Origin of the sequence: Sorangium sp. So ce176, assembly GCF_051519835.1 — a bacterium.
Taxonomy (GTDB): Bacteria; Myxococcota_A; Polyangia; order Polyangiales; family Polyangiaceae; genus Sorangium; species Sorangium cellulosum_G.
In genome coordinates this window covers 1,286,001-1,310,761 of sequence record NZ_CP150371.1, presented here as the reverse complement: position 1 = coordinate 1,310,761, position 24,761 = coordinate 1,286,001, and the positions used below count along the sequence as shown (strand labels likewise).

Here is a 24,761-nt window from a genome sequence, read left to right as displayed (position 1 = left end):
CCGGGCAAGCCTCCACCGGAACCGGGACCGCCGAGGCGCGCGCTAGCTACCATGCGTGGCAGACGCCGTCGAGAGGGCGTGCGATGCGCGCGCACGGCAAGAGCGCTTGTCAGCGCCGGTGCGTCAGGAGATCGCGTAGGGAGATTACGTAGGAACGCGCAAGAACGTGGAGAGGAGCGCGCATTACCGCGCTCCTTCACGGATTCTCGCGTTCAGCTCGTCGCGTTCAGCGTGTCGCGTTCAGCTCGTCGCGTTCAGTTGCGCTCGGTCGCGTTCATTCGCCTGTCCGAGCCGGAGACCCGCTGATCGGAGCCCGAATCGGCGTTCGGGCTGGCGTGCGAGGTGAGGAGCTCCGCCACGAGATCCCGACACTCCGGCTTGTTCCGGAGGTGGCTCAGCAGCAGGTTCGACGCCTCGCTGAACGACTTTTCGTACGCGAGCCCCTCGCGCGTGCGCGCGGCGACGCGCTCGCGCCCCTGCGCGAGGTCCTCCTCGAGGGCCTCGGCGTAGCGGGCGAGCTGGGCGCGTAGCTCGTCGATCTGGCGGCGGAGGTCGCGCGCGTTCGCCTCGCGCGCGTTCTTCTTGTGCTCGTAGCGCCCGAGCTGCTCGCGCTTCGCCTGCGCGGTGGCGCCGGCCGCGCCCGCGCGCTCGTAGACGAGCGGGTCGTGGTTGCCCTGGCGGGCGGCCGCGTCGGCGAGCTGGCGCGCGGATAGCGCCAGCTTCTCGGCGGCGGCGAGCTCCACGCGGACCTTCTCGACGTCCTCGCCGTCGGCCATCGCCTCGCGCATCACGCGCGACTCCTCGTGCGCGAGCTCCTCGACCTTGCGGCCGATCTCGGCGCGCAGCGCGCGGCCGCGGCGCTCGAGCGCCTCGAGCTTGCGGGTGAGGCTCGCGACCTCGCCCTCGAGCTTGTTGGCGCGCGCGGCGAGGTCCCAGGCCTGCGCGAGGCCGTTCTGGACCTCCTGCGGCACCTGCCCGGACGGGTAGGCGCGGGAGACCATGCGCGAGAAGAGGGCCGCGCGGCTCGCCCACTCGATGACGCCCGCGCTCTGCGGCGGCGGCGGCGGCGGCGGCACCGGCACGCCGTCGCCCCCCTCGACCTCCCACGCGTGGGCCGGCAGCCCGCGCTGGAGCGCCTTCAGCTCCTCCTGGAGGTGATGGGCGTCGCGGTAGCGCTTGCGGATGTCCTTCTCGAGCAGGCGCAGCACGATCGCCTCGCCCTGGGCGTGCGCGTCGGGGCGGATCGAGCGGGGGCGCGGCGGCGCGTGGGTGCGCTGCATCTCGAGGAGCGTGTCGCGGTCGTTCGCGCGGAAGGGGAGCTGCCCGGTGAGCATCTCGAAGAAGAGCACGCCGAGCGCGTAGAGGTCGGACTGCGCCGTCGCCTCCTCGCCGCGGGCCTGCTCGGGCGACATGTACTCGGGCGTCCCGAAGACCGCGCCCTTCGGGGCGAGGCGCGGGTCGCGCGCGATGGCGGCGAGGCCGAAGTCGAGGATCTTGACGAAATCCTTCCGGCCGCCGCGGTGGGTGAGCAGGATGTTGTCGCTCTTCAGGTCGCGGTGCACGACGCCGAGGTCGTGGGCGCGCGCGAGCGCGGCGCACATCTGCTCGAGGATGTCCACCGATCGCGCGATCGGCATCGGGCCGCGCGCGAGCTCCGCCGACAGCGGCGTGCCGACGAGGTACTCCATGACGAGGTAGAGCTCGCCCTCCTCGGTCTCGCCGATGTCGTGGATATCGATGATGTGGGCGTGATCAACGCGGTTTGCGGCGCGCGCCTCGCGCAGCATCCACGCGCGGAGATGGGTCTCTCCGCGGAGATCGGGCCGGATGAGCTTCAGGGCGACGACCCGGTCGATCAGCACGTGACGGGCGCGGTAAACGACGCCCATGCCGCCTTCGCCGAGCCGTGCCTCGAGCCGGTACCGGCCGGCCACGACCTTCCCGATCAACGGATCGGTGCTCGAAGCCTTGGGACCTGCCGGTCGCTGAATCGCGCGCTCCATGGTGCCTTCGTTTCTCCTCAGCGCTCCCCGAAGTGCGTTTTGCTTGTCTAAGGGGCCTTATTGCGCTGTGCGGTGAGTCGGATCGCTCGCTGAAGGTATCCGGTTTGAAACAGCCGGTCTACGGGCCCGCGGCCCGGGTGGAGATGAATCTCGCGCGCGCTCCGCGTGGCGTCGGGGTGGGAGATCGGCGCCGCTTGCGCGCGCATTCAAGCGTCCGCGGAGGGCCGCGCGGCCGGGGGCGCGTCGGCTTGCGGGCGGGCGCTGCCCGGGCGAGGATCGAGGGGCAGGCGACAGATGAAGCGCGCCCCGGCCAGCTCGCCGCGGCGCGGATCTCCGCCGCGGCCGTCGTCCGCCGGCGAGGGCGCGGGCGCGAGGGTGAGGGTGCCGCCGTGCCGACGGACGATGTCCGTCGAGATCGAGAGCCCGAGGCCCGTCCCCTGCCCTCGCGGCTTCGTGGTGAAGAACGGATCGAAGATGCGCTGGGCGAGGTCGGGCGGCACGCCGGGGCCGCTGTCGATGATCGCGACCGCCGCCATGTCGTCGTCGACCCAGGTCTCGACGCAGATCGCCGGCCCGCCGGGCGCGCGCGGCGCGGCTCCGCCCGCGCCGGCTCCCCCGCCGGTCGAGGCGGCGCTCGCCGGGGAGTCGGGGGTGGACGACGCGGCGTCCGGTCGGGCGGCGCCGGGCGGCGAGGGCGAGGCGGCGCTCGCGTCCTCCAGCGCCTGGATGGCGTTCACGAGGAGGTTCATGAACACCTGGTTGATCTCGCCGCTCCGGCAGGTGACGGGCGGCAGCTCGCCGTAGCGCCGGATCACCTCGATGCGCGCGTGGCGGAGCCGCGGGCCGAGCAGCAGCAGCGTCTCCTCGAGCCCGGCGTGCAGGTCGACGGGCAGCGCTTCGCCCGAGACGCGCGAGAAGCTCTTCAGGTTGGTGACGATGCGGACGCTGCGCTCGACCGCGCGGTGGACGAGGGTCGAGATGCCGACGAGATCGTCGAGCGCCGCCTCGGCCTGGAGCCGCTCGCGGAGCGCCTCGAGCGCGCGGCGGCGGTCCTCCGGGAGCTCGGGCTCGGCCGCCCGGTAGGCGTCGAGCACGGCGCGCAGCTCGGCGGCGCGCTCCTCGATCGGCTGGGCGGCGCCGGCGATCGCGTTCAGGGGGTTGTAGATCTCGTGCGCGACGCCGGCGACGAGCTCGCCGATCGAGGCGAGCCGCTCGCCCTGGATGAGCGCGGCCTGCGCCCGGCGGAGCTCGGTGAGCGCGCGCGTGAGCTCGGCTGTGCGCGCGGCGACGTTCTCCTCGAGGCCGGCGCGCTCGCGCTCCAGCTCGGCGATGGTGCGGGACAGCGCCTGGCGCATGCGCTCGACGCTCTCGCCGAGGCCGACGACCTCCCGCGGCCCGGACAGCTCCGGCACGACGGCGTCGAGCTCGCCGCGGGCGACCTCGTCGGCGGCGCGGGCGAGCTGCGCCATGGGCCGGGAGAGCTCGCGCGCCGCCCGCGCGACGACGCCGAGGGCGGCGAGCACGAGGAGGGAGAACGAGGCGAAGAGCGCGGTGACGGCGTTGAAGTCCTCGTTGAAGGACGAGCCGGTCGCGAGCGCGCGGTAGAGGCCGATCGACGAGAAGAGCGAGAGCAGCCCCGTGAACAGGAGCGGCAGCCCGAAGTCGCGGAGCATGCGCCGCCGGAGGGGCATGGGCGCCGCGCCGCGCCGCGCGTCGGCGGCGCCCGTCCACGCGCGCAAGAGGTCGACGGCCCGCGCGACCGAGTCCTTGTGCCACGCGCGCTGGTAGAACGAGACGCCGAACCCGAAGAGCGCGCCGAAGCCGAGCTGCATGAGCCCGTCGGCGAGGGTGAAGGCGGCGCCGGGGCGCACGTACGCGACGCCGATCGCCGTGCACGCGAGCCACAGCGCGAAGTTGAGGTACGCGAGCACGTCGGGGAGCCGCTCGGCGCGGGCGAGGCCGCGGGAGAGCAGCGCGCGGTCGCCGGAAGGGCCTGCCTCGAGGGCGGCGACGATCGCGCGCGTGGCGGGGCGCACGGCGAAGGTGAAGCCGAGGGTGCCGGAGAGCGCGAGGAGCGGGACGACCTCGAACCACGCCTGGAACACGACCTGGCTCTGGGTGCGGAGGAACGCGACGGCGAAGAGCAGCATCACGTGCCCGCCGACGATGCCGGCGGCCGTGGCCGACTCCGCGAGCCGCGGCCGGAGCGCCGCGGCGAGGGCGCGCGCGGAGGCGGCCTCGGAGGCGCCGCCGTCGACAGCGTCGGCGCGGAGCAGGGCGCGGTAGATGGCGCGGCGCATGCCGCCGGCCATGACGCCGAAGGCGACCGCCGTGACGAGGAGGCCGAGCCACGCGGGCGGGGTCGCGTGGCCGATCCCGAGCGGGCTGGGCCACGAGGAGGGGGGCGCGGCGGGGGCGCCCCGGCCGGCGAGCGGCAGGACGGCGAGCGGCCAGGAGAGGGTCCGGATCGCCGCCGCGATGGCGAAGCCGCGGTCGCCGCGCCGGACGAGCGCGCCCGAGAGCGCGGTCGACAGGGCCATCGAGGCGAGCAAGAGGATGGCCGGCCACGGCGTGGTGAGGGCCGCGGGGACGACCGCCGAGAGGAACAGGAGCGCGGAGAACAGCTCCCAGCCGTTCGCGACGAGCTCCGCGCGGGCGCGCGGCGTGCGGAGCAGGGAGAGCGGGGGCGGAGGCACGGGCGGGCGGCATGGAAGCCCAGGGCCCGCGCCTTCGCAACGGGCGCGGCGCCGCGCCGCGTCGCTCACCGCCAGTACAGCGTCGCCCGCCCCATCGCGGTGAACGGCCACCCCGGCGAGTAGTGGATCCCGGTGACCGCGGCCGGCTCGTGCGGCAGGCGCGACGCGCTCGCGAACTGGACCTCGCGCCACGTCGCGTCGAGGAGGTTCTGGACGTCCACGGCCACCTCGACGTCCTTCCACCGGAGCCCGGCGTTGGCGTCGATCGACGTGAACCCCTCGGCGGTCAGCGACTCGTCCTCGGTCGCGGGCCGCGCGCCGATCGACTTGACCCGGAGCGCGGCGAACGGCGTGAGCGCGCCGAACGTCGGGCGGACGCCGACCCCGGCGGTCAGCGTCCGCGTCGGCGCGAGGGCCACCGCGCTCCCGTTGCCCGCGTTCGCGCGGAACCGCGCGCGCGTGAAGGTCGCGTCGGCGTCGGCGAAGAGCCAGCTCCCGAGCCTGTAGCGCGCGCCGATCTCGAGGCCGTAGCGCCGCGTCTGCGCCGACGGCTCGGTGACGCCGGCGTCCCCGCTCCAGACCAGCTCGGAGTCGAGATCGAGGAGGAACCCCGCCGCGCTCAGCGTCAGGCCGCGCAGCGGCGTCGCCCTCGCGCCGAGCTCGTAGCCCGTCGCGGGGGTGATGAGCGTCGCCCCGCCCTCGCCCAGCACCACGCCCTGGGCGTCGTTCGAGTGGAAGCCCCGCCCGTAATGCGCGAACAGATCGAGGCCATCGACCGGCGAGACGATCGCCGTGAGCTTCGGGAAGAGCTGCATCTGTCCCCGGAAGCCGCTCGACCGGCTCCCGGTGGTGCCGAGATCCTCGCGCCTGTCGTCCACGCTGACGTCGATCCACTGCCCGCGCAGCCCCGCCACGAGGCGGAGCCAGCGCCGGATCCGGGCGTCCTCCTCGACGTAGACGCCGATCTGGCCCTCGTCGACGTGGGCCCTGCCCCGCTCCTCGAGCCGCTCGCGCGCCTCGTCGTGGTGGAGCGACTTGTCGATCGCGTCGGCGCGGATCTGCGCGCCGAGCGACGTCGTGAGCTTCGCCCCGCGGTACTCGAAGCTCCGGCGCAGCCGGAGATCGGCGCCGCCGACGACGCGGTCGTCGTTCTGCTCGATCTGATCGCCGTGGACGGGGTCCTCGCTGAAGAACGTGAAGTTCGAGTACAGCGTGAAGCGGTAGCGGACGAGGTACGCCATCGCGCTCAGGTCGGCGTCCCGCCACGCCGTCGTGTACGCGAGGGAGGCCATGTGCCGCTCGGTCGCCCCGCCCTCGGTCGGGTCGACCGAGCCGAAGTGATCGATGCACGGCGGGTCGGAAGCGGGCGGCGGCGGGCCCGGGTGGCCCTGCTCGCCCTCGCCGCACACGGCGCGTGCGGGGATCTGACCGGAGCCGTACCAGGTCGACCCGTAGGACATCCAGGTCATCTGGATCTTCCCGGTCGGGCTGAGATCGTGCGTCGCCCTCAGGTACACGTTGAAGCGCTTGAGCCGCTCCGGGTTCAGGAAGGGCCCGTCGTTCCGGTAGACCTCCGCCGCGGCCACCGCGCGCCAGGCGTCGCCGAGCTCCGGCGAGGCGATCACGAGGCCGCGCCGGATCCCGTACTGGCCCACGCTGAGCTGCGCGTGGCTCTCGTCGAGCTTCTCGGCGAAGCGGAGGTTGACGGCGCCCGCGGTGCCGAAATCGCCGATGCTCGCGGAATAAGGCCCCTTGGCGCCGTCGAGCCCTGTCACGAGCTCCGGGATCACGAAGTAGAGGTCGGTGAACCCGTGCCCGTGGCCGTGGCTGACCATGTTGACGGGGACGCCGTCGACGAAGAAGGCGACGTCGGTCCCGTGGTCCGCGTCGAACCCGCGGAGGAAGTACTGGTTCGCCTTGCCGCCGCCGGCGTGCTGCACGGCGAAGAGCCCCGGGACCGCCTCGACGATGTCGCCCGGCCTCAGCCTCGGCCTGAGCTCGAGCTCGCGGTGCCCGACGGAGACGCGCGAGGCGGCCTCGCTCCCCGGCCTCTCCGCGTGGACGGTGACCTCGATCGGCCCCCCGCCGTCCGCGGGCGCCCCCGCGCTGCCGTCGGAGGGCGCGCCCGCGGCCGCCTCGGGGACCGGAGGCGCCTCGGGGACCTCGCCCTCGGCGCGCGCGAGCCGCGCGGCGGCGAGCGAGATGGATAGCGCGGCGAGCAGGTGTCGTGAAAAGCAGCGTCCGTTCCGCTTCGTGATCGTCGCGCGCAGCATGCGCGTCCTCCTTCGGTGGCGTCGCGCAGGGCGGCTCTGGGCCGCTCGCGCCGGGCACCGCGAGGAAAAGAGGGCATGCCCGTCGCGCGCCGCGCCGGGCCGACCTCTCGCCCCCGCGGACGATCGGGAGATCGCGCGGGGGGCGGGTCGGACTCCGGGACGCGCGCGGACGGCCGCGGCGGCTCGGACCTCTCCGCCTCCCTCGAGGCTCCCAGGTCAAACCGGCGCCAGATGTCTCTCTGTCGCCGGGCGATGGCAGGTCTTCGGGCTTGCGAGCGTCTCGGCCTGGCCGACTTCCTACTGTCCACCGCTTCCCAGCCCTCTCGGGCCAGTGCTCGTCGTGGAGGTCGTTCTCGCTTACCGCTGCGGGGCAGCCCCGGATTCTCACCGGGTTCCCTATTCAGCCTGGGCAAGGGCCCAGGCACCAACGCGGCGCGCACCCTATTGCGGCGCGGTTTCGGCTGTCAATGCTCCCGCTCACCCCGCTCGCTCACCGCGCGCGCGGCCAGGCCGCGCGCGCCGGCCGACCGTTCGGACTCTGGCGAGGATGGGCTCGCTCCTCCGTGGGTCGCGTGCTACACGGCCGCCGCTGTATATGCCGCGTAATGATCTCCGCAACATCGCCATCGTCGCCCACGTCGACCACGGGAAGACGACGCTCGTCGATCACATGCTCCGCCAGTCGGGCGCCTTCCGAGAGAACGAGGTCGTGGCCGAGCGGGTCATGGACTCGAACGACCTCGAGCGGGAGCGCGGCATCACCATCCTCGCGAAGAACACCAGCATCCGGTTCCGCGGGGTCAAGATCAACATCGTCGACACGCCCGGCCACTCCGACTTCGGCGGCGAGGTCGAGCGCACGCTGATGATGGCCGACGGGGCGCTGCTCCTCGTCGACGCCGCCGAGGGCCCGCTGCCGCAGACGCGGTTCGTGCTCTCGAAGTGCCTCCAGCGCGGCTTCCCGCTCATCGTCGTCATCAACAAGATCGACCGCGGCGACGCGCGCGCCCACGAGGTGCTCTCCGAGGTGTTCGACCTCTTCTGCGACCTGGAGGCGAGCGACCCGCAGATGGACTTCGCGACGCTCTACGCCATCGGGAAGCTCGGCCAGGCGAAGCGCGAGCTCGAGCACGAGGCGACGGACCTACAGCCGCTCTTCGAGACCATCCTCGAGCGCGTCCCCGGCCCGTCGGGCGACCCCGACGGGCCTCTGCAGGTCATCGTCTGCAACACGACGCACGACGACTACGTGGGCCGGCTCGCGGTCGGCCGCGTGGTCCGCGGCACGGCCCGGTCCGGCGCCGACGTCGCGCTGCTCGGCGAGGGCGGGCAGTCGCGCGGCTACGTGAAGATGCTCTACGCCTACGAGGGGCTGAAGCGCGTCCCTGTCGAGAGCGCCGTCGCGGGCGAGGTGGTCGCGATCGCGGGGATCGATGCGGTCACGATCGGCGACACGATCGCGGATCTGGGCCAGCCCGAGGCGCTGCCGCGGATCGTGGTCGAGGAGCCGACGATCAAGATGAAGATCGGCGTGAACACGTCGACGTTCGCCGGCAAGAGCAAGCAGTCGAAGTACCTGACGAGCCGCCACCTGAAGGAGCGGCTCGAGCGCGAGGCGATGAAGAACCTCGCGATCCGGGTGGAGCCGACCGAGGTGCCGGACACGTTCGTGGTGCTCGGCCGCGGCGAGCTCCAGCTCGCGATCCTGGTCGAGACGATGCGGCGCGAGGGGTACGAGATGCAGCTCTCGAACCCCGAGGTGGTGACGCGCGAGATCAACGGCGAGGTGATGGAGCCGATCGAGCTCGTCGTCGTCGACGCGCCGGACACCTACGTCGGCATCGTGACCGAGCGCCTCAGCACCCGGCGCGGCCGGATGGTGAAGATGACGAACCCCGGCTTCGGGCGCGCGCGCCTCGAGTTCCGGGTGCCGTCGCGCGGGCTCATCGGCTTCCGCGGCGAGTTCCTGACCGCGACGCGCGGCACCGGCCTGCTCAACACGATGTTCGACGGCTGGGCGCCCTGGGGCGGCCCGATGATGCGCCGCCCGACCGGGGCCATCGTCGCCGATCGCGCCGGCGTGGCGACCCCGTACGCGCTGCACCACCTGCAGCCGCGCGGGATGTTCTTCATCGTCCCCGGCGTCGAGGTCTACGAGGGGATGATCATCGGCGAGCACAACCGGCCGAACGACACCGACGTCAACGTGATCAAGGAGAAGAAGCTGTCCAACGTGCGCAACCACGGCAAGGACGAGAACGTCCTCCTGGCGAGCCCGCGGCTGCTCACGATCGAGACGGCGATGGAGTGGATCGACGGCGACGAGCTGGTCGAGGTCACGCCCGACGCGGTGCGCGTCCGCAAGAAGGTGCTCGCGTGCAACCGCCGGGAGCGCCGCGAGGACGCGATCGAGCAGTCGCAGGCCGTGGAGTGATCGGCGGCGCGCGCGGCGTGGTCGGCGCGGCGCGCGCCCCTGCGCTACCCGAGCCGGTGTAGACTCGCGGCATGAGAACGACGCTGCTCGCGGCGGGCCTGTCTTCGCTCGTCGCGCTCGCGGGAGCGTGCGGCGGGAACGTCGTCGTCGACGCGTCCTCCGGGGGCGACGAGGGGTCCGGGGGCGCCGGCGCGACGGCGGGCGCCGCGTCGGGCCCGGCCGCCCCGTCGAGCGCCGCGTCGGGCCCGGCCGCCCCGTCGAGCGCCGGCGCGGGCCCGCGCTCGTCGAGCGCCGGCGGCGCGGATCCGGTCGAGGCGCAGATGGCCTCATGCGGCGCCTTCTGCGCGCTGTTCGACCGCGCGTGCCCGGCGAACGGCTGCCGCGACGCCTGCGCGGAGCTGCTCACCGCGCCGCGCCCGTGCAACGCGCTGACGGCGCCGTACTTCGACTGCATGAGCGCCGGCATCCAGATCTCGTCGATGACGTCCTGCGAGCAGATCGCGCGCTGGCTCGATCCGCTCTTCGAGTGCCTCGGCTCCAGCGCGTCCGCGTGCGAGACGTCGTTCAAGGACGTCTGCTCGGAGCCGTTCAAGGGCCACCGGGCGTGTCAGCTCGACGGCGCCCCGTAGCCCGGGCGCTCGTCACCTGATCGGCCGCGGGCGCGGCTCGGGCCGGAGGGCGCGCCGCAGCGGGGCGAGCGCGTCGACGACGAACGCGACGAGCGCCTTCACGCGCGGCACCGCGCGCGCGTCCCGGTGCACCCCGAGCCACAGCGCGCGCTCGGGCGGCGGCGAGGGAGGCGAAAGGAGGCGCAGGCCCGGCGTCGCGTCGCCCAGGTAGCGCGGCAGGCAGGCGAGCCCGACGCCGGCGGCGCCCATCGTCGCCTGGGCCTCGCGGCCGTTGGTGCGGGCGGCGACGCGGGCCTTCCCGGCGACGGCGCCGAGCCAGGGCAGGTCGGCGACGGCCGGCGGTTCGTCGCTCATCGTGACGAGGGCGTGGCCCTCGCACTGCCGGTCGAAGTCCGGCGGGCCGCGCTCGGCGAGGTAGGTCTCCGACGCGTAGAGGCCGAACCCGATCCGCGCCACCTCGCGCTGGAACACCTCGTGGTGCTCGAACGCCGCGGGGCGGAGGGCGATGTCCGCTTCCCGCCGCGGCAGGCTCAGCCAGCGCGCGTCCGCGATGAGGTCGACGGAGATGGCCGGGTGCCGCGCGAGGAACGGGACGAGCAGCGGCCCGAGGACGCGCACGGCGAGCCACTCGGACGCCGTGACGCGCAGCTGGCCTCTCAGGCCCGCGTCGCGCCCGCCGGCGGCGAGCTCGGCGGCGAGGGCGCCCTGCTCCATGCGCTCGGCGTGCCCGAGCACGCTCTCGCCCGCGGCCGAGAGCGCGAATCCGGACGGCGAGCGCAGAAAGAGCTTTGCCCCGAGGCGCCGCTCGAACGCCTCGAGGCGCCGCCCCACGGTCGGCTGCGTGACCTTCAGCGCGCGCGCGGCGGCGGAGAGGTTGCCGTGCCGCGCGACGGCGAGGAAATAGCGCAGGTCGTCCCAGTCGAGCATGGCTCCGGCGCGGGGCGCTGCTGCCGGAGAGCGCTCCACGTCATGCAAGGATGCATGGCGAGTATACGGCGATGGCGGATCCCCGGGCAACGGCGGGGCGCGCATGCTCGGCGCGCGCTCTCGTGATCTCGAAACATTCGATTCCAATCACCCGATCGAGGCCCGCATGCTTTCACGTCGCCGTGAGTTTCTCGACCTCGTCGCAGGGGTCGCCGCAACAGGACTCCTGGGCTCGGCCCCGCTGGCCATGACCGCCTCGTGCGCCGCGGAGGGCGGTCCTGCGCGGCCGCCGCCGGTGTCGCCCCCGACGATCGGGGCCATCGCCTTCGACGCCTTCGCGGTCCTCGATCCGCGGCCGATCGCCGCGCTCGCGGAGGAGCTCTCCCCGGGCAAGGGCGCCCTGCTGAGCGAGGCCTGGCGCACCCGTCAATTCGAGTACACGTGGCTCCGGGTCGCGTCGGGGCAATACGCGGATTTCTGGCAGGTGACAGGGGATGCGCTGGTGTTCGCCGAGCGGCTGCTGGGGCTCGACCTCGGCGAGGAGAAGCGGGCGCGGCTCCTCGGGGCCTACCTCGATCTCAGGGCATGGCCGGACGCGGCGCCGGCGCTGAGGTCGTTGAAGGACGCGGGCGTCCGGCTCTCGTTCCTGTCGAACTTCACGCCGCGGATGCTCGACGCCGCGATCGAGAGCGCCGGGCTGGAAGGCCTGTTCGAGCACGTGCTCAGCACCGATCGGGCGAGGACGTACAAGCCGGATCCGCGCGCGTACCGGATGGCGCTCGACGCGTTTGGCCTGGAGCGCGAGGCGATCCTGTTCGTCCCGTTCGCCGGCTGGGACGCCGCGGGCGCCCGGTGGTTCGGCCATCCGACGTTCTGGGTCAACCGCCTGGGCCTGCCGGCCGAGGAGCTCGGCGTGACCGCCGACGCCACGGGAGCGAGCCTGGCCGATCTGGTCGAGCTCGTGACGGCGGGGGCGTGAACGCAGCAGGGCGCGAAGACATCGAGAGATGCGCCGCTCGGACGGGAATCCTGTGAACCGCCAGAGGCGCCAGAAGAGAGGAAGAGAAACCGCCAGCACGTCAGGGAAAGAGCCCTCGGGCCGAATGGAACAATCGGCCCGAGGGGGGTGCGTGCTCATGGCAGACCGCCCGGCGATCTTACCTGCGATAGCCCGTCCATGACGACTCGCTCCCGCCAGACACCTATATTCACGACACATGGTGAGATGGCCAGACCGAACGTCACGCCATCTGCTCTTTTGACGCGAGCCTCGTCCTTGCGGGGTGCGCCCCATGATTCTCAAGCATCCGATTCAGAGAGCCGGAGCGAGACATTCCGCGTGACGCCGGAAAGCACGGCGGAGTACCTGGTCAGGCTCCCCTGTTCACTTGAGCGCTCCGCCGTGCACGGCGGCCTCGCGCGCGAGCGCCGCGTCGACGAGCGGCTGGCTCCCCCTGGCCTCCACCGGGGAGCCGCTCTGGCTCGCCGCCGCGCCCCGCTGGGCGTGCTGCGTGAGCGCGGGGGAGCGCTCCGCCGCCGTCGTCCTGGCGAGCGCCGGCGATCCGCTCATCGACTCTGGCTTCCGGAGCCCGACGTCGGGGACGCGCACATCGCCGAGCGCCCGCAGCATGGCGGCGGCGGTGAGCCCGTTCGGCGGCCGATCGCCGGGATATTTCGAGAGCATGCGCGCGAGCAGCGCGTCGAGCGCGGGCGGCGCGCCGGGCAGCCTGTCGCGCAGGCGCGGGGGCGCCGCGAACAGGATCTTCGTCAGGGCGCGCGCCATGGTGGCGGCCGCGAACGGGGGTCCGCCCGTCAGGCACTCGAAGAGCACGCAGCCGAGCGCGAACACGTCCACGCGCGCGTCCATCTCCTTCGCGCCGAGCGCCTGCTCGGGCGCCATGTACGCGACCGTGCCGAGCGGCGTCCCCGTGGCCGTGAGGCGCGTCAGCGCCTCGACGTGGACGACGCCGAGATCGAGGATCTTGATCCGATCGACGCGGCCTCCGACGAGGAAGATGTTGCTCGGCTTGAGGTCGCGGTGGACGATGCCGCGCTCGTGCAGCGCGCCCAGCGCCTCGGCGATGGCCAGGGCGAGCGCCACGCTGTCCTGCGCGCGCATCCGGCCTCCCGCGAGCCTCGACGCGAGGTCCTCACCGTCGAGCCATTCCATGACCAGGTAGGGCTCGCCTGAGGGGAGCACCCCCTCGGCCACGTGGCGCACGAGGCGCGGGTGGTCGAGCCGCGCGAGGATCAGCGCATCGGGGGCGAACCGCGCGAGGCTCGCGTCCCAGTGCTCGTCCAGGATCTTGATCGCGACGGGCTGCCCCGTGCTCCGGTCGAGGCCGCGATAGACCTCGCCCATCCCTCCGCGCCCGGCGAGCCGCTCGATCACGAAGCGATCCGCGATGGTAGATCCGAGATGCATGCCGACCCCCCGTGGCGATGCGAAAGCAAGTGCGCACCGACAAGCAGACAGCGGCGACGGTTCCATGTCAAGGGTCGGTCCATCCGCCGTCGGTCACCCGCCATCCGCCGTTGGACGCAGGCGAAGCAATCGCTGGCTCGATGGTTTCCCGGGTCATTTCGCCGGTCGCTTCTGCAATCGACCGCGATCGCTTCCGCGCGCTAGCAGCCGGGGATGGAGGCGTCGACGTCGAGCAGCACGTCAGCGACCACCGTCGTCTGCTCGTCGGGCCGACCGCTCACGCGGGCCTCGCTCGTGATCTTCATGCTCGGCGCCACGACGTAGGGCTTGAGATCCACGCCCTCGACCACGTCCATCGACAGCTCGCGCGCGCCGCGCGGCACCTCGTCGAGCTTCGCGATAAGCACCCGCGGCTGCCCCTCCGTCTCGACGAAGAACGACGCGGAGCGCAGAAAATCGAAGCTCCCGCTCTCCGGGCTCTCGACGCGCAGCGTGAACGCCAGGACCTGCACCGAGTCCACGTCGTCCTTGGTGACACCCTGGTTCTCGAACTCCGCCGAGAGATCGATGTTCTGGAAAGCATCGAAGTCGAGCACGCCGAGGACGTCGTCGAGGATCGTCCCCGCCGGGACGACCGCCCTGCCGCCGACCTCCACGTCGATGTTGTCGAGGGAATCGCACATGGGCAGCGCGCACAGGCCGAGGATGGAAGCCGCGCGCGCGAGCGCCTCGCCGAGGGGACGCCGTGAGGTCCGCCGGATCGAAGGAACACGTGGTGAAGGCGAGCTCGTCATGGGGCGAGCGTAACGTATCTCCAGCCGATCACGCGTCCTCGCCGCAGGCGCTCACGCGTCCTCGCAGCAAGCGCTCACGCGTCCTCGCTGCAGGCGCTCGGCCGGCTGCTGCGCTAGTCTCTTGCTCCCCCGGGGAGCACGGCCTTCCGGTGGGTGTGACCGCGCCCCAGGGTGAAGGGGCACCGCTCGCCCGCAGCCCGCGGGCGGCCCAACCGCCCTCCCCGTGATGCACCTGGAACTCCTCGATCTCCTCCTCGCGCTCGATCGTGTGCCGCAGGACCCGCGCTGGCACCCCGAGGGCGACGCGCTCTTCCATTCCCTGCAGGTCTTCGACCTGGCCCGCCGCGAGACCGCGGACCGCGGGCTCTGGGCCGCGGCCCTGCTCCACGACGTCGGCAAGGCGTTCGCTTCCGCCGACCACGCCGAGGAGGGGGCCGACGTGCTCGCGGAGCTCGTCTGTCCGCGGGTGGTCTGGCTCGTGCGGCACCACCTCCACCTGCTGCGCGCGCCCGCCGCGACGAAGCGGCGGCTCCGGCGCACGCGGGCCCTCGCCGACCTCACGCGGCTGCGGCGCTGGGACCTCGGCGGCCGCTCGCCCGCGGCGACCGTGCTGCGCGCGGAGGCCGCCGTGGAGGTCCTGCTCGACGGCGCGGACTGGACCCTACTCTCGATCGGCGGCGAGCCCGCCCCCGCCCATGATCTGCGAAAGGAGCCGCTCGCGTAGCCGCAAGGCCCGCCGGGAGGTCCTCTGCGAGGACGTCGACCGCTGGGGCGACGATCGCCGGCTCTGGGGCGACGAGGCCGAGCCGCCGGGGCGGGCGCGGCTCTGCGCCGCGGTGCGGGACGCCGTCGAGACGGCGCTGACCGCGAAGCAGCGCGAGGTCGTCGAGGCCTACTTCTTCGACGGGCTGTCGCAGGGCGAGATCGCGCGCCGCCTCGGGGTGGCGCAGCAGGTGGTGCAGAAGCGCCTGTTCGGGGCGCCGCGCGGCGGCCGCCTGATCGGGGGCGCGATGCTCCGGCTGCGACAGGCCCTCGAGCCGGCGCTCGGCGCCGCGGGGGCGCAGGCAGCCCAGGCGGCGCGCGCAGCGCGGGTTCCGCGATGAGCGCCGAGCGCTTCGGTGGGCTGCGGGCCCGCATCGCCGCGGAGGCCGCGCGGCTCATGGTCGAGGAGGGCGTGGACCAGTATTTCACGGCCAAGCGGATGGCCGCGAAGCGGATCCTCGGCCAGGTGGAGGGACGAAGGGCGCGCTACCGCCCCGCGGATCTGCCCTCCAACGGCGAGATCCGCGAGGCGCTGCTGCGCTTCGCCGAGCGCGCCGAGGGGAGCGGGCGGACGCGCCGGCTGTTCGCGCTGCGCATCGTGGCGCTGGAGGCCATGCGCGCGCTCGCGCCGTTCTCGCCGCGGCTCATCGGCTCGGTCTCCACCGGTCACATCCGCCGCGGCAGCGACGTCGATCTGCACGTGTTCCCGGCCGACGAGGAGGCGCTGGAGCGGCATGTCCGCGCGCTCGGCTGGACCTTCGACCGGGAGCGCGTGACGATCCAGAAGGGCGGCGAGATCCGCGAGTACGTCCACTACCACGTGGCGGACGTGGCGCCCCTCGAGCTCACGCTGTACGCCCCGCGCGAGCTGCGGGCGCGGCCCCGCAGCAGCACCGACGGCAAGCCCATCGTGCGGCTCGGCATCGCCGCGCTCTCGGCGCTCTGCGCCCGGGACCACCCCACGGCCTGGGAGCGCTACCTCGAGACGGGCGAGGTCGAAGGGATGGAGGCGCTGCTCGAGGCCGACGAGGATGCGCCGCTCCCCGGGCCGTTCGACGGGCTGCTCGAGGGCGCAGAGGGCGAGGACGAGCCGGCCTGCGCCGAGCCCGGCGAGGAGGACGACCCCGACCAGGACTACGATCCGCTTCCAGGCTTCGAGGACGTCGCCTGAGGCGGCCCGCGGGCGCGCGAGCGCGAGCCGGCGGGTCAGTACGTGAGCGACGGCGTGGCGCAGCCCAGGCCGAAGGCGGCGATGGGTCCGTTCGCGGAGACGGTCTGAAAGCGGTTCGCGATCGGGTCGGCGCCGCAGAAGGTGTCCGGGAACTCGCTGCCGCCGTCGCCGCCCACGCCGTCCGGCCACGTGACGGGTCCGATCTCGACGCGGAGACCGCCGGGAGGTCCCGTCACGACGAGGGGCGCGCAAGCGATGAAGAGGAGATCCACGTAGCTGCCGGCCCAGACGCTGAAGCCCACCACCACCTCGTCCTCCGGGCACATCATGTCCCAGGACTCGGAGCCATAGGCGCCCTGGAGGGCCGTCACGTCGCCGGGCGCCGTGGTGATTGTGTACGAGCCGTCTCCGGTGAGCTCCAGGTGGCCGCACTGCGCCTGGATCTTGCCATGGATGTACGACTCCCCGAGCATCCCCACGGTCCCTCGAAACCCGACGATCACCTGACTCCCCGGGCACCGCTCCGTGGCCGGCGTGGCCGTACCGCGATTGCCGTGCACCTCGGTGTCGGCCTGGTCCACGACGTCGACGCCCGTCGGCGTCGGGCACGGCTCCCCGTCGCAGTCACCACCGCCACCGCCGGCCTCGCCGCCTGCGCCGACGGCCTCGCCGCCCGCGCCGCCGGCCTCGCCGCCCGCGCCGCCGGCCTCGCCGCCCGCGCCGCCGACGGCCGCTCCTCCATCGCCGCCCGACCCGCCGCCGCCGACGCCGGGCGGGGCGCCGGCTCCTCCGCTCGCGCCCACGCCGTCGAAGGTCAGGCCGTCGATACCCGAGATCGCATTGCAGCTGGCGAGGACGAGACCGGAGATCAGCGCGGAGAGACCGAGGGGATGGCGCGTCACGGCAAATGACTACTCGATCCGCGGCCGGCACGGTAGGTGGTCGCCCGCTCCCCAGAACGCATAGCGGGTGGGATAGGTCATGTGCCCAATCCCTTCTACGCAAAGCGGATCGCGGACGCGCCGCTGGCGTTCGGCGCGCGCTACGTGGGCACCTTCTTGTGGACGAACGGCCTCGCCGCCGCGCTCGTCCTCGCCGCGCTCGCCGCGCGGCGGCTCGGGAGAGATCGCTCGATCCGCGCGCTCGCCGCGGCGCTTTTGGCCGCCGTCGGCTTCGTCGCGTGGGCCGGCGGCGACTTCATGGAGTACCGGCTCCTCGTACCCGCGATGCCCATCGGCGCGATCCTGCTCGCGCGCACCGCGTTCAGCGCGTCGGCGCCGCTGGCGATCACCACGTTCGCGGTCCTCGCCGGCGCGTCGGCCGCGCGCGCGAGCCGCGTGCCGGGCTTCGAACCGCCCCTCGGCGTCACGACAATCGCCGCCCTCCGTGCTCACGTCCTCGATCCCGACGTCGGCTGGCTGCGCGTCGGCGCGGCGCTCGGGGACACGGTCGATCATGATCCGTCGGTCTCCGTGGCCGTCCGCCCCGCGGGCGCGATCCCGTTCGCGTCCGACCTGACGGCGATCGACATGCTCGGCCTCAACGACGTGTGGATCGCGCGGCACGGCACCCCCGTGCGCTACCCCGAGATACGCGGCGGTTACCGCCCTGGCCACGCTGTCACGGCGCCGCTCGACTACCTCGCGCGCTCGGGCGTGAACCTGATCCTCGCGCATCCTGTCGTCGTGCCCGAGGCGGCGCCGAGCCCAGCCACGATCCTGGCGAAGAACCGATACTTCGCTGCGCTGGGGTTCGACGCGGCATCCGCCCGCGTGCTCGTCGTCCCGCTCGGCAACGGGCTGGCTGTGCTCGCGTGGTACTTCACGCCGAGCGCGCAGGTCGATGCCGTCATCGCGCGCCGCGGCCTACGCCTCGCCGGGCCGCGGTGAGCGGCCGGACATGGCGGAGCGGCCGCCGATTGCCTCGGTTCGCCGCCGCCGGTAGGTTCGATGAACATGGTGGTCACGACGGTCGTGCGGCGCGACTCCATCTCGGTGCTCGACTACCGGTGCAGCGCCGGCCCGGGGGACGCGGCGTTCGTCGAGCTGCACGGCGGCTTCTCCGTCTCGTACGTGCGCAAGGGCAGCTTCGGTTACCGCGTCCGGGGGCAAGCGTTCGAGCTCGTGGCCGGGTCGCTCCTGGTCGGCCACCCCGGCGACGAATACATGTGCACGCACGACCACGTCGCCGGCGACGAGTGCCTGTCGTTCCACCTCGCGCCGGCGCTCGTCGACGCGATCGGCGGCCGGAGCGACGCCTGGCGGGCCGGCGGCGTCCCGCCGCTGCCCGAGCTGATGGTGCTCGGCGAGCTCGCGCAGGCGGCGGCCGAGGGCAGGAGCGGCGTCGGCCTCGACGAGGCGGGGATGCTGTTCGCGGCCCGCTTCGTCGACGTCGTCTCCGGGCAGCAGCGGCGCCCGCCGGAGGCCGCGGCGCGCGACCGCCGCCGGGCGGTGGAGGCGGCGCTCTGGGTGGACGCGCACGCGCACGAGCCGCTCGACCTCGAGCGCGCCGCGCGGGAGGCCGGCCTCAGCGCGTTCCACTTCCTGCGCCTCTTCGCCCGGGTGCTCGGCGTGACCCCGCACCAGTACCTGGTCCGGGCCCGGCTGCGCCGCGCGGCGCGCCTGCTCGCCGACGGCGCCCTGTCGATCACGGACATCGCGCTCGACGTCGGGTTCGGCGACCTCTCCAACTTCGTGCGCACGTTCCACCGCGCGGCCGGCGTCTCGCCCCGCGGCTTCCGCCAGGCGGCGCGCGGCGAGCGCAAGCTCGTCCAGGACCGGCTCGACCGCGCCCTGTAAACGGCGCTCGGACGAGACGTCTCGGACCCGACGAGTGACGCCTCGAACCCGACGAGCAAGGAGAAGAACCGCCAGGGGACCAGGGACGCCAGGGAAAGAATCTTTCAGGATACATTCCTTCGACGCTGCGGAATTTCTCGGTTCTGTCGTCGCGCGCGGCGCAATCGAGCGCCGCTCCCGGAGCGCAAGAATCTCCAAGAAGGGCGATAGCGGCCGGCGCTACGCTCGCGCCAGACCATGACAGCCCACGGATTCACGCTCTTCGACACGGCGATCGGCCGGTGCGGTATCGCCTGGGGCGGGCGCGGCGTCGCCTTCGTGCAGCTCCCGGAGGCGCGCGACAGCGAGACGCGCGCGCGCGTGCTCCAGCGATTGCCGGACGCGCGGGAGACGCCGCCGCCGCCCGACGTGGAGCGCGCGCTCCACGGCATCGTCGCGCTCCTGCGCGGCGAGGCGAGCGATCTCTCCGCCGTCGCGCTCGACATGGAGCGCGTGCCGCCGTTCCACCGCCGCGTCTACGAGGTCGCGCGCACCATCCCGCCGGGCGCCACGCTGACCTACGGCGACATCGCCGGACGGCTCGGCGCGCGCGGCTCGGCGCGCGCGGTCGGGCAGGCGCTCGGGCGCAACCCGTTCCCCATCGTCGTGCCGTGCCACCGGGTGCTCGCCGCCGGCGGCAAGGTCGGCGGCTTCTCCGGCAGCGGCGGCGTCACGACCAAGCTCCGCCTCCTCGCGATCGAGGGCGCCCAAGCGAGCGGCGCGGCCGGGACCGATGACGGCGGCGGCGGCGGCGCGCTCGGCTTCGATCCGGACGCCGCGGTCGAGCACGTGCGCGCGTCCGACGCGGCGCTCGCGCGCCTCATCGACGCCGTCGGCCCGTTCCGCATGCGGCTCGACCGGACGTCGAGCCTCTTCGTCGCGCTCGCCGAGTCGATCGTCTACCAGCAGCTCACCGGCAAGGCCGCGGCGACCATCTTCGCGCGCGTCCGCGCGCTCTTTCCGCGCGCGCACGAGGGCCCCACGCCCGAGCAGATCCTGCGCGCGCCGGACGAGGAGCTCCGCGGCGCGGGCCTCTCGCGCGCGAAGCTCCTCGCGCTCCGCGATCTCGCGCGGCGGGCCGCCGATGGCGAGCTCCCCACGCTCGCCGAGGCCCGCCGCATGGAAGACGAGGAGCTCGTCGAGCGCCTCACCCAGGTGCGCGGCATCGGCCGGTGGACCGTGGAGATGCTCCTCATGTTCCGCCTCGGCCGCCCGGACGTGCTGCCCGTCGACGACTACGGCATCCGCAAGGGCTTCGCTATCGCGCTCGGTCAGGGCGACCTGCCGGCGCGCAAGGCGCTCGAGCAGCACGGCGCGCGCTGGAGGCCCTACCGCACCGTGGCGAGCTGGTACCTGTGGCGCGCGGTGGACACGGCGCGGAGCGGCTGACCCCTTGCCTCCGCGCCGGCGCTGGCGCTGACTCCCTACCGTGGGGGAGCGAGCGGCCTCTCGCTCCTCGTCCGGAGGAGCCATGGGAATGCCGAGGACGACGCCGTTTCTCCTTCTCCTTCTCGTCGCCAGCGCCGCCGCCTGCGCTCGTGCCGCGCCGGTCGGCGCGGTCAAGGCGCCGGCGGACGCGCCGCGCGCCCCGGCGGAGGCCGCGGGCGCGCCCTCGCCGCAGGTCTTCGCGTTCGGCTGGAAGGTCCCGTGCCGGGTGCCCGTCGAGCAGGTCACGGACAAGCGGGGCCGCAAGGCGCGCCTGCGGTACACGCTGTCGCTGCTGCCGGGCGTGGACGGCAACCTCGACGTGCGGTTCGAGGATATGAGGTTCCTCGAGATCGACGGGCAGGACGTCGCGTCGGCGGGGGCCGGGTCGCAGCCCGGCCCGTCGCTCGGGCTGATGGCCACGGCGCCGGTCCTCGTTGTCTCGCGCGAGGGCGCGTACGTGGGCGTGCGCGAGCTGGGCGACTCGGCCGAGCGGCTCCTCGGCTCGCCGCTGTTCCTCGAGGGCCCGCAGCAGGTGGCGAACGTCGCGAAGCTCCTGCCCGCGCCGCAGATGAAGGCGATGCTCATCACCAAGGCCGGCGATCACTGGATGACGTGGGTGGGCGCGTGGGCGGGCCTCGAGATCGCGCCGGGCGAGTCGCGCGAGGCGGTCGACGAGGTCGCCTTCGGCGAGCGCCAGATCCCGATGCGCGTGCGCTACGACCACCACGGCCCGGCGACGGGGCCGAGCGGGCTTGTCCGGGTGTCGTTCACCTCCACCCTGGACGACGAGGCGGGCTGGCGAGCGATGCGGCACGTGGTCGCCGACCTGCAGCGGGACGCCGGGCACGAGCTGTCGAGCGACGAGGAGAAGGCGCTCGATCAGATCAGCTTCCGCCGCGTGATCCGCCTGGAAGCGGAGACGGATCCGGCGACGCTGCGCTCGAGCCGCGCGCGCTACGAGATGGAGACGGAGGTCGGGGTGAAGGGGAGGAAGGAGCGGCGGCGCGACGTGCGGGAGGACCGCTTCGACTGGGATCGCGCCGAGGGCTGCCGCTGAGCGCCGGCGCGCCCGCGCCAGGGACGAGGGTGCGCGCCCGCGGGGGAGAGGCCCTGCGTCGGGGCCGCCTGTCGGGCCTTTTCCGACGGCGGGCGGGTGCAAGAGCGCCACAGCGGGCTGTGCCGCATCGACGCCGCGGGCGCGCGCTTTCGGGATCACGCGCAACGGGTGGCCGGCGTGGATGCGAGGGGTTAAGTTCTCGCCAGCGCGGCGGGCCCGCACGGGCGCCGCACGACGTTGAACAAGGTTGCCGTCCCCGATCGCAACCAGAAAAGCACTGGAGGAGCACGAGAGTCATGTTGAAGAACCTCGAAGGGCAGCGCGTCCCGGATGTCACGTTTCGCACGCGTGTCGACGGTCAGTGGAAGGACGTGACCACCAAGGACGTGTTCTCCGGCAAGAAGGTGGTGGTGTTCGCGCTGCCGGGCGCCTTCACGCCGACCTGCTCGAGCAGCCATGTGCCGCGCTACAACGAGCTCGCGGGCGAGCTCAAGCGCCGCGGGGTGGATGCGATCGTGTGCGTGTCCGTGAACGACGCGTTCGTGATGGATGAGTGGGGGAAGGCCCAGCACGCCGAGAAGGTCCAGTTCCTCCCCGACGGGAACGGGGAGTTCACCGAGAAGATGGGCATGCTCGTCGACAAGGCGAACCTCGGGTTCGGCAAACGCTCGTGGCGCTATTCGATGCTGGTCGACGACGGCGTGATCAAGAAGATGTTCATCGAGCCCGAGGTCGAGGGGGATCCCTTCGAGGTGTCGGACGCGGACACGATGCTCAAGTACCTCGATCCGCAGTCGAAGGCGCCGCACGACGTGCTGTTGTTCACGAAGCCCGGGTGCAGCTACTGCACGAAGGCGAAGCGGCTCCTGGACGAGCGGGGCGTGCCCTATGAAGAGGTGTCGGCCTCGCCGCGCCGGCTGCGGGCCGTGAGCGGCAAGTCGTCGACGCCGCAGGTCTTCGTCGACGGGCAGTACGTCGGCGGCGCCGACGATCTCGAGGCGTATCTCGCCAAGGGTTGATGCGGATACGGCGGGGGCCGGGCAACTCGGGCTGCCCGGCCCCCGTGGAAGCCGCTGACCACATCCATCTCCCCGGCTTCCGCTCTGCGCTCGCGGGGCTCCCCGGCTTCCCTCAGTCTGCGGAATACATCTGGTCGATGAGCCCGCGGAAGCGCTGCTCGATGACGTTGCGCTTCATCTTGAGCGTCGGCGTCATCTCGCCGTCCTGGACCGAGAACTCGCGGCCGACGACGGTGAACTTCTTGATCTGCTCGAAGCTGGCGAGTTCCGCGTTCAGAGCGTCGATGTGCGCCTTCACCTGATTGACAACCTCGGGGCTCGTGATCGCGTCGCCGTTCAGGCCCCCGCGGTCCTTCAGCTCGGCGAGCTTCACCTCGGTCAGGGTGATCAGCGCGGAGAGGTACTTGCGGCCGTCCCCTACCATGCACACCTGGCTGATGATCTCGGCCGCCTTGAGCTTCTCTTCGATGGGGAGCGGCGCGATCATCTTGCCGCCCGAGGTCTTGAGGATCTCCTTCTTGCGGCCCCGGATCTTGAGCTGCCCGCGCTCGTTCCACTCGCCGAGATCGCCCGTGTGCAGCCAGCCGTCCTCGAGCGCGGACCGGGTCGCCGCTTCGTCCTTGTAATAGCCCACGAACACGTGCCGGCCGCGCGTCAGGATCTCGCCGTCCTCGGCCAGCTCGAAGTCGAGGCCCGGCACGGGCTTGCCCACGGTGCCCGCGCTCTCGACGCCCGGCTCGGTCATGCAGATGACGCCCGTCGACTCGGTCTGACCGAAGTCCTCGAGGATCTCGAGGCCGAGCGCGCGGAACCACGTCGAGATGTGCGGCGCGAGCGCCGCAGCGCCCGAGGCGAGCAGCTCGGCCTTGCCCAGGCCGAGCGCCGCGCGCACCTTGCCCAGCACGAGCTTGTCGGCGAGCTTGAGCTGTACGCGATCGAGCGGGCTCGGCGCGCGCCCGGCGTACTTCGCCTCGGCGACGCGGGCGCCGACCGACAGCGCCCACTCGGCCAGCTTCTTCTTCGCGCCCTTGCCGCTGCGCACCTTCGCCATCACGCCTTCCATCATCTTCTCCCAGAGGCGCGGCACGCAGAGCAGCAGCGTGGGCTGCACGTCCGGGAGCTCGGTCGAGACGTTCTCGAATTTCGAGCAGAAGTTGACCGTAGAGCGCTGCGTGATGCCGACACCCACGCACTGGAGCTTCTCGGCGATGTGGCAGAGCGGGAGGAATGAGAACATCGAGCCGCGCGCGAACGGAAGGCCCCAGTACTTCGCGGCGACGTCGGACGTGAACGCGAGGTTGTCGTGCGAGAGCATCGCCCCCTTGGGGTTGCCCGTCGTGCCCGAGGTGTAGATCAGGAACGCCCCCGCATTCGGGTCGATCTTCGCCAGGTAGTCGGCGTACGTCTTCGCGCCCGGCTGCTTGGCGAGCGCGCGCCCCTCGGCGAGCGCGTGCTCGTACGAGATCGCCTTCGGAGAGATCGATGTGTCGCCGTCGAAGACGAGGATCCAACGCACGATGTCGGGGACGGCATGCTCGCCGTTTGCCCCGGAGATCTTCTGAAAGTACTCCTTGTTTTGCACCGAGAGCAGCGTCGCCTCGGTGTGGTTCAGGATGTACTGGATGTCCTTCGCGGTGGAGTTCGGGTAGAGGCCCGCCGACTTGCCTCCGACGAGCAGCGCGGCCAGATCGACGTGCACCCACTGCGGGCAGTTGTAGGAGAGAATGGCCCCGACCTGGCTCGAGTCGAAGCCCTTTGACTCGAGGAACAGCGCCAGGTGGTAAACCCGGTCGCGGTACTCGCGCGCCGTCAGCGTCTTCCATTCGCCCTGGGATTTGTAGCGCTGGGCCGGCGCGTCAGGGGACTCGTTGGCCCACTGATCCAGACGGTGGAGAACGGTGCTCATGGCATCTTCCTGCGGCCTCGGGCCTTGGAGGTGATCGGGGGGTCAGGATGCGGGAGCCGCGGGGGCATTGTCAATCAGCCTCGACGGAAGCGACCAGCGACCCGGACCCAGGTTCACGACCCAGGTCGACCAGCGACCCGGACCCAGGTTCACGACCCAGAGCGACCAGCGACCCGACCCCAGCGACCCGACCCAGGTTGACCCGAAGCGACCCGGACCCAGGTTCAAGGAGCGAGGAGCGACCCAACGACCCGACCCAGGTTGACCCGAAGCGGGCGACCCGACCCGGATTGACCCAAGGGGCCACCCAACCCGGGTTGCCCCGGCGCCCTGGGACGATCGACAACAACTCAACCCGGATTGACCGATCCCACGACCTGGCCCGGGGAACGGCTCCGGG

General features: G+C 72.7%; 19 protein-coding genes and 1 riboswitch. Of the genes, 11 read left to right on the top strand and 8 right to left on the bottom strand.

Annotated features, from left to right (window positions below; translation table 11 throughout):
- Positions 1-254: 254 nt before the first annotated feature.
- The 3 genes from WMF42_RS04845 to WMF42_RS04835 all read right to left on the bottom strand — a co-directional run bounded on the left by WMF42_RS04845 (position 255) and on the right by WMF42_RS04835 (position 6,972).
- Entirely contained in the window at positions 255-1,949 is a 1,695-nt protein-coding gene (locus WMF42_RS04845) for a serine/threonine-protein kinase (RefSeq protein WP_061606316.1), read from the bottom strand.
- 260 nt (positions 1,950-2,209) lie between these two features.
- Positions 2,210-4,699 carry an ATP-binding protein gene (locus WMF42_RS04840; RefSeq protein WP_437690487.1) on the bottom strand — a complete coding sequence of 830 codons (2,490 nt, stop codon included), beginning with the start codon at positions 4,697-4,699 and terminating at the stop codon, positions 2,210-2,212.
- Positions 4,700-4,764: 65 nt separating this feature from the next.
- Positions 4,765-6,972, bottom strand: coding sequence for a TonB-dependent receptor (locus WMF42_RS04835; RefSeq protein ID WP_437690485.1), 2,208 nt, complete (start codon positions 6,970-6,972; stop codon positions 4,765-4,767).
- Between the two features lie 237 nt (positions 6,973-7,209).
- A riboswitch (cobalamin riboswitch) is annotated at positions 7,210-7,416 on the bottom strand.
- A 103-nt stretch (positions 7,417-7,519) separates the two neighbouring features.
- Between WMF42_RS04835 and typA the strand changes: the two genes are divergently transcribed.
- Together typA and WMF42_RS04825 are read left to right on the top strand one after the other, a co-directional pair.
- Positions 7,520-9,406, top strand: coding sequence for a translational GTPase TypA (typA, locus tag WMF42_RS04830; protein WP_061606313.1), 1,887 nt, complete (start codon positions 7,520-7,522; stop codon positions 9,404-9,406).
- 71 nt (positions 9,407-9,477) lie between these two features.
- Complete coding sequence (locus tag WMF42_RS04825; protein ID WP_437690483.1) at positions 9,478-10,035, top strand: hypothetical protein; 558 nt, start codon at positions 9,478-9,480, stop codon at positions 10,033-10,035.
- Between the two features lie 12 nt (positions 10,036-10,047).
- Here the strand turns inward: WMF42_RS04825 and WMF42_RS04820 are convergent, their stop codons facing one another.
- On the bottom strand, positions 10,048-10,962 hold the full coding sequence (locus WMF42_RS04820) for a LysR family transcriptional regulator (protein WP_437690481.1): 915 nt from the start codon (positions 10,960-10,962) through the stop codon (positions 10,048-10,050).
- Between the two features lie 247 nt (positions 10,963-11,209).
- On the opposite strand from WMF42_RS04820, the gene WMF42_RS04815 reads away from it, so the two are divergent.
- Positions 11,210-11,941: a haloacid dehalogenase type II gene (locus WMF42_RS04815; RefSeq protein ID WP_063815886.1), complete on the top strand. Its 732-nt coding sequence runs from the start codon at positions 11,210-11,212 to the stop codon at positions 11,939-11,941.
- Positions 11,942-12,346: 405 nt separating this feature from the next.
- Here the strand turns inward: WMF42_RS04815 and WMF42_RS04810 are convergent, their stop codons facing one another.
- Positions 12,347-13,387 (bottom strand): serine/threonine-protein kinase, encoded by a 1,041-nt coding sequence (locus WMF42_RS04810; RefSeq protein ID WP_061610336.1) that lies wholly within the window; start codon positions 13,385-13,387, stop codon positions 12,347-12,349.
- A gap of 200 nt (positions 13,388-13,587) precedes the next feature.
- On the bottom strand, positions 13,588-14,181 hold the full coding sequence (locus tag WMF42_RS04805) for a hypothetical protein (protein WP_437690478.1): 594 nt from the start codon (positions 14,179-14,181) through the stop codon (positions 13,588-13,590).
- Between the two features lie 226 nt (positions 14,182-14,407).
- Here WMF42_RS04805 and WMF42_RS04800 point away from each other — a divergent pair, with 226 nt between their 5' ends.
- From WMF42_RS04800 to WMF42_RS04790, 3 genes are read left to right on the top strand one after another with little or no spacing between them, the layout of a single operon-like run.
- A complete protein-coding gene (locus tag WMF42_RS04800; protein ID WP_437690477.1) occupies positions 14,408-14,905 on the top strand; it encodes an HD domain-containing protein in 498 nt (165 codons plus the stop codon).
- A complete protein-coding gene (locus WMF42_RS04795) occupies positions 14,877-15,284 on the top strand; it encodes a sigma factor-like helix-turn-helix DNA-binding protein (RefSeq protein WP_437690475.1) in 408 nt (135 codons plus the stop codon). Before WMF42_RS04800 ends, WMF42_RS04795 begins: the two co-directional genes overlap by 29 nt.
- Complete coding sequence (locus WMF42_RS04790; protein ID WP_434045730.1) at positions 15,281-16,114, top strand: nucleotide-binding enzyme; 834 nt, start codon at positions 15,281-15,283, stop codon at positions 16,112-16,114. The genes WMF42_RS04795 and WMF42_RS04790 overlap by 4 nt, the downstream gene beginning before the upstream one ends.
- Before the next feature lie 35 nt (positions 16,115-16,149).
- Here WMF42_RS04790 and WMF42_RS04785 read toward each other — a convergent pair whose 3' ends face one another.
- Positions 16,150-17,016, bottom strand: a complete 867-nt coding sequence (locus WMF42_RS04785) for a hypothetical protein (protein ID WP_437690473.1) — start codon at positions 17,014-17,016, stop codon at positions 16,150-16,152.
- Between the two features lie 81 nt (positions 17,017-17,097).
- On the opposite strand from WMF42_RS04785, the gene WMF42_RS04780 reads away from it, so the two are divergent.
- From WMF42_RS04780 to WMF42_RS04760, 5 genes are all read left to right on the top strand, one after another.
- Entirely contained in the window at positions 17,098-18,003 is a 906-nt protein-coding gene (locus WMF42_RS04780) for a hypothetical protein (RefSeq protein ID WP_437690472.1), read from the top strand.
- Positions 18,004-18,069: 66 nt separating this feature from the next.
- Positions 18,070-18,912, top strand: a complete 843-nt coding sequence (locus tag WMF42_RS04775; RefSeq protein ID WP_437690470.1) for a helix-turn-helix transcriptional regulator — start codon at positions 18,070-18,072, stop codon at positions 18,910-18,912.
- A gap of 237 nt (positions 18,913-19,149) precedes the next feature.
- Positions 19,150-20,340 (top strand): methylated-DNA--[protein]-cysteine S-methyltransferase, encoded by a 1,191-nt coding sequence (locus tag WMF42_RS04770; RefSeq protein ID WP_437690468.1) that lies wholly within the window; start codon positions 19,150-19,152, stop codon positions 20,338-20,340.
- 82 nt (positions 20,341-20,422) lie between these two features.
- Positions 20,423-21,436, top strand: a complete 1,014-nt coding sequence (locus tag WMF42_RS04765) for a hypothetical protein (RefSeq protein WP_437690466.1) — start codon at positions 20,423-20,425, stop codon at positions 21,434-21,436.
- Positions 21,437-21,732: 296 nt separating this feature from the next.
- Positions 21,733-22,455 (top strand): glutathione peroxidase, encoded by a 723-nt coding sequence (locus tag WMF42_RS04760; protein ID WP_061606393.1) that lies wholly within the window; start codon positions 21,733-21,735, stop codon positions 22,453-22,455.
- A gap of 112 nt (positions 22,456-22,567) precedes the next feature.
- Here the strand turns inward: WMF42_RS04760 and WMF42_RS04755 are convergent, their stop codons facing one another.
- Positions 22,568-24,361 (bottom strand): AMP-dependent synthetase/ligase, encoded by a 1,794-nt coding sequence (locus WMF42_RS04755; RefSeq protein ID WP_061606392.1) that lies wholly within the window; start codon positions 24,359-24,361, stop codon positions 22,568-22,570.
- Positions 24,362-24,761: the final 400 nt, after the last annotated feature.